Genomic DNA, 4,992 nt, shown 5'->3' with positions numbered 1-4,992 from the left:
CAAGGAAGATATTGATGGGAGCATGGTACGACAGGTATATTACGAGGAGAAAGATCTGGACCGTATCATCGAGTACTGCGAGAGGGACGTGATCACAGTGGCACAGGTGCTCCTCAGGCTGAAGATCGAACCTCTCCTGGAAGAAGAGGAGATCCTGAAAGTTTAGTCATTGCCTTTTTTCCTATACCTCAACTGGACGTAGACCGGGAAATGGTCGCTGTGCCCGCCCAGGTATTTTTTTCCTACATAGGTCCGGAAAGGGATGCCTTTGTAACGCCCGTGCCACTCTTTCAGGAGGTGGTCGTCAAAGATGCGGGCATGGGCAAAGCTGTGGTGGCCCGCGGCACGGTCAAAAAAGGTCTTTGACAGCAGGATCTGGTCGAACAGGGACCAGCGGTTCTTGTAATTGGCACTCCCGCTGTTGGCTGTATGCAATACTTCCATGGGGTTGTGCAGGTCGGCCTGATCGACCAGGCGCCTTATACTCTCATCGGCAGGTCCGTCATTGAAATCCCCCATGATAATGTAGTTGGGAGAGGTAGCATCATTTTCGATGCTTTGCATTCCCTCAAGGATGGTGTTGGCCGCCTTTATTCGCTTGTAGGCCGTAGCCGTATCCCCGTCCCGTCGGGAAGGCCAGTGGTTCACAAAGACGTGCATCTCTTCCCCGTGCAGCTTCCCCTTTACATAGAGGATGTCGCGGGTGGCATCCCGCTTTCCGTCCGTGTTGTTCACATGGAGGGGGATCCTTTTGGAGGAGGTAACTGAGAAATGGGCCGGATGGTAGAGGAGGGCAGTATCTATGCCTCTTTCATCCGGGGAGTCGTAATGCACAAAACGATATCCCTTTTTTCTCAGGGCCTGCATGCCCAGGAGGTCGTGGATCACCTTCTTGTTCTCCAGTTCGGCCAGGCCTACCAGGACAGGGGGATGTGCACTGGTCTTTCCCCCAAGGCGGGAGATGGTCCGGGAGAGTTTCTTGAGCTTATTGCGGTAGCGTTTGGGCGTCCATTTCTTAAACCCTTTGGGCGTAAAATCATCGTCCAGCTTGTGGGGGTCATCCCGGGTATCAAAGAGGTTTTCCAGGTTATAGAAGGCGATGGTGCAAACGTCTTCCTGCCGTTTCCCGGGAAAGAAGGTAAAGGCCATATCTCAGCATTTGATACCCAAAATACGAAATCAACTTTGGTAATCAGCCCTGACAACTGCCTTATGCAAAACGCTGGTAAAGTACCAGGGCCAAGCCCAGGAGGAAAAGGCTCGTGAAGATCACTTTATTGTACCTGGCTAGCCATTCCGGGAGGAAAATATCGAAGTTGTGCCTTTCGGAATCCGAATATCTTCGTGCCAGGACGGTAAGAGGACAGTACATTTTAAAAAGCAACAGGACGAGTCCCTCACCGACGATGATTCCGATCCCAATCCATGTATAGATGGTCACTCGCCCTGTGATCCCGCAGTACAGGATATAAAAGATAATCCCAACAAAAATTGCCCAAATCAGGGTATGAGCAATTTTAATCAGAAATAATTTATTTTGATTTACGATCATTGGATTTTTAAGTCTAATCCATTTTTATCGACAGTTCATTTTCAATAGCCTCGATCAACCTCGATGTTCTTTGAAGAAGGTCCGTGTAATATACGTCCTTGAACACAGAATGCTTATCCCCGTACAAAGAAGCAGATTGTATGTTAAAAAGGAATCGCAGGGTTTTGGGATCATTGATATACCCCCATTGGCCAGGATCTCTCAAGACCTCTTCGGGGGGTTTGATCCCTGAATAGAACGTACTGTGGCCGAAGGGAAGCCTGGCCAGAAAGCTGGCGCTGAATTCATTGAATTCCGTGATGTGTTTAGAAGCCTTTTCATATTCCCTGTAATGGGAGATGATCTGGTTCTTGAGATCCTTATTCTTAAAAATATTCAGATTTCCCGAATTGAGAAGCTCACTGTAGGTCACATTCTGGGCGATAAAGTTTTCTGAATCCCAGCTGATCAGTCCGACTACCTCCAGATATTCCTCATAGGACCTTTGGGTGTCATAGGCCCTGATGAGGTAAGACCTGTGCCTGTCAACCAGGACCTCGTATTGTTTTACCTTCACAGAAAAGTTCAGGGAGTCCTGTTTCAGGTCCACCAACAGGCCCCTGAGGAATTCGATCTCCATCTTCTCCCTTTTCTCGGCTTCATTCCAGTCATTGACTTGGAGCGCGATCAGGATCCCGATCACGACCAGGAGAATCTCTCCCACGGCATAAGCCAGGTAACGGGATACCTTACCGGAATCGAGCAGGTTTTTTCTTATCCGTTTAAAGTAGATTAACATGGTTGGTTATTGTTCTAAAAAGGTACAAAATTTTGAAGAGGACCGGTTCTCTTTTTATGCTCCACCTAAAACCATTCGCCGAACGAAAATGTCCATTCACCTCTACCTGATTGCCATTGGTCTTTCCTTTACCGAATTTCTTGCCAGGCCGTGCTATGTTTCCGGGCTCAACATGAAGGCATCCAGGGTATGCCCGGTTGATTTCTTAATTTTTCAAAACTAAAAATCGTTATGTACGGATTAGTGAACAAAGCGGCCCAGGATTTTGTGATCGAGGGCCATGGCGAAGAGGTTTGGCAGATCATTAAGACGAAGGCGGGGGTCGATGAGGTGGCTTTTGTGAGTATGCAGCCCTATCCAGATGAGATCACCTACAATATCGTAGGGGCCGCTTCCGAGCATCTGGGCGCAAACCCCGATGATATCCTGGAAGCTTTTGGGCAATACTGGATCAAATTCACCATGGAGGAAGGGTATTCTCACGTACTGGATCTAGCTGGGCGTACTTTTCCGGAATTCCTCAATAATTTGAACAATATGCACGCCCATATCGCACAATCCTTCACGGAATTAAAACCCCCCACGTTCTTTTGTGAGACCATCGATGCCCATACATTCAAGTTTGAATATCACACGGAGCGCCCAGGGCTGGTTCGGTTCGTCAAAGGGCTGCTGTTAGGCCTGGGAGAAAGATTTAAAATCACTGTAGGTGTGGAATACATCGGAACGATTGACGGGAATGAGAACAGTCATGAATACAGAGTCACCTATAACTCCTGACCCCGTTGAATCCGGCCGACAAAATATCCCTCTTTAGTAATCCCTCCATCATGGATGATCTGTTTCCGTTCTTCATTATCATCGACCGGGAAATGTCTGTGTCTGCCATGGGAAGATCCATGTCAAAATTGGGGTTGATCAATGAAGGAGACCATTTTTTTGACCACTTTACCATAGAAAGGCCGCTTCAAACCCGGTCTTTCTCTGAAATTAAGAGGCAGACCAGATCGCTCTTTATCCTGAAGATGAAGGAGGAAATTGCACTAAAATTTCGCGGTCAGATGTACTACGATGAATCGAATGACCAGGTGGCCTTTCTCGGGAGCCCACTGATCAATTCTTTTGACGACCTGCAGGGGATTGACCTCAGCTTAAACGATTTTGCGCTTCACGACAACATTAACCAGTTCCTGTTTACAAATCAAATGCTGCTCTCCTCCTTGAAGGACTCAAAAGAAATAGAGCTGAGGTTAAAAGAGATGAATCAGAACTTAAAACAAAAAAATGAAGAGTTGCAGGATATGGCGTATATCCTGTCGCACGACCTGAAATCTCCCATAAGAGGGATTCTGAGCCTTGCCGAATTTATGCAGGAAGACATAGATCAAAACCGCCTGGACGAATTACCTTTTTATGTAAACACGATCAAGGAACGTACCATCCGAATGAATAAATTGATCGATGGTGTTCTGAACTTCAGTAAAATCGGGATCGAAAAGTCCAAAAAGGAAGTGATCGACCTCAATGAATTGGTTCATACGGTATTTGCGGATTCGGTATCTCGTCAAGGATTTAAATACGAGATCAAATCCACACTTCCCACGATCCACAATGTGCGGGTATTGTTCGTGCAGCTTTTTTCCAACCTGATCAGCAATGCCGAGAAGCACAACGACAAGCCACAAGGCATGATCGCTATTGACTACCGCGAACTGCCTGAAATCTATGAGTTTTCCATATCAGATAACGGTCCCGGGATCTCCGAAAAATATCACAAAAAGATCTTCAAGTTGTTCCAGACCCTGGATTCGGACTACAAATTAGAGAATACTGGTGTAGGGCTTTCCATTGTGAAAAAAATAATCACGTTGTTAGGCGGCTCCATACGAATAGAATCCACCATAAATAAAGGAACCACCTTTATCATAGGAATCCCTAAAAATTAGCGTAGCATGTGTTGTTGAAGGTGTATTGAGAAAGGAGGAATTAAGCCTTTCCTTACATTTCTTTTATGACCCTGCACGGATTCCCGTAGGCCAGGACATTGGCCGGGATGTCTTTGGTCACCACGCTCCCGGCTCCTATGGTCACGTTATCTCCTATCGTGACCCCTGGAAAGATGACCGTATTCCCACCTATCCAGACATTGTCCCCTATGGTCACCGGTTGGGACGCCGTGAGGTAACGGGTATCCTTGCCCTTGCCTATGATACGCTCCGAAGCTTTCAGGGGATGGGTGGCCGTGTAGATCTGCACATAGGGGGCGATAAGGCCATTCCTGCCGATGCTGATCTTGTTATTGTCCAGAAAAATGCAGTTCGTATTCACAAAGGTGTTGTCCCCGATGGAGATATGCTCCCCGTAATCGCAGAAAAAGGGGGCTTCTATCCAGACCCCGGTACCTTTCTGCGCAAATAGCTCGCCCAGGATACGGTCCCGCTCTTCCAGGTTTTCGGAATCCAGGGTGTTGTACTGCTGCAACAGCTTCCGCGCCCGGTGGTAGGCCTTGAGCAATTCGGTGTCCCGGGAATCATAGGCCTGCCCGGCCAGCATTTTTTGTTTTTCGGTCATACCTTCTATCAGATCTTTCGTAAGCAGCGGATCATTGGCTTTCCAGATGCTCAATTTCAGTGTCGATCTCCGACATCAATTCAACGATTCT

7 protein-coding genes are annotated in these 4,992 nt (G+C 47.4%); 3 read left to right on the top strand and 4 right to left on the bottom strand.

Features of this window, described 5'->3' with window-relative positions:
• Nucleotides 1–10 precede the first annotated feature (10 nt).
• Nucleotides 11–166 carry a hypothetical protein gene (locus ABYP73_RS11330; RefSeq protein ID WP_372974398.1) on the top strand — a complete coding sequence of 52 codons (156 nt, stop codon included), beginning with the start codon at nucleotides 11–13 and terminating at the stop codon, nucleotides 164–166.
• On the opposite strand, the gene ABYP73_RS11325 is transcribed toward ABYP73_RS11330, so the two are convergent.
• The 3 genes from ABYP73_RS11325 to ABYP73_RS11315 form a co-directional block, all read right to left on the bottom strand.
• Nucleotides 163–1,149, bottom strand: coding sequence for an endonuclease/exonuclease/phosphatase family protein (locus tag ABYP73_RS11325; RefSeq protein ID WP_372946563.1), 987 nt, complete (start codon nucleotides 1,147–1,149; stop codon nucleotides 163–165). The genes ABYP73_RS11330 and ABYP73_RS11325 overlap by 4 nt on opposite strands.
• Nucleotides 1,150–1,210: 61 nt before the next feature.
• Complete coding sequence (locus ABYP73_RS11320) at nucleotides 1,211–1,441, bottom strand: hypothetical protein (protein WP_372974396.1); 231 nt, start codon at nucleotides 1,439–1,441, stop codon at nucleotides 1,211–1,213.
• A 124-nt stretch (nucleotides 1,442–1,565) separates the two neighbouring features.
• Nucleotides 1,566–2,330 (bottom strand): DUF6090 family protein, encoded by a 765-nt coding sequence (locus ABYP73_RS11315; protein WP_372974395.1) that lies wholly within the window; start codon nucleotides 2,328–2,330, stop codon nucleotides 1,566–1,568.
• A 231-nt stretch (nucleotides 2,331–2,561) separates the two neighbouring features.
• Between ABYP73_RS11315 and ABYP73_RS11310 the strand changes: the two genes are divergently transcribed.
• A complete protein-coding gene (locus ABYP73_RS11310) occupies nucleotides 2,562–3,110 on the top strand; it encodes a heme NO-binding domain-containing protein (protein WP_372974394.1) in 549 nt (182 codons plus the stop codon).
• A 50-nt stretch (nucleotides 3,111–3,160) separates the two neighbouring features.
• A complete protein-coding gene (locus tag ABYP73_RS11305) occupies nucleotides 3,161–4,276 on the top strand; it encodes an ATP-binding protein (protein WP_372946145.1) in 1,116 nt (371 codons plus the stop codon).
• A 52-nt stretch (nucleotides 4,277–4,328) separates the two neighbouring features.
• Here ABYP73_RS11305 and ABYP73_RS11300 read toward each other — a convergent pair whose 3' ends face one another.
• Nucleotides 4,329–4,901: a sugar O-acetyltransferase gene (locus tag ABYP73_RS11300; RefSeq protein WP_372974397.1), complete on the bottom strand. Its 573-nt coding sequence runs from the start codon at nucleotides 4,899–4,901 to the stop codon at nucleotides 4,329–4,331.
• Between the last annotated feature and the right edge of the window lie 91 nt (nucleotides 4,902–4,992).

This window comes from Muriicola sp. (genome assembly GCF_041567615.1).
Classification (GTDB): Bacteria; Bacteroidota; Bacteroidia; order Flavobacteriales; family Flavobacteriaceae; genus Muriicola.
This window is presented reverse-complemented; position numbering and strand designations above follow the sequence as displayed.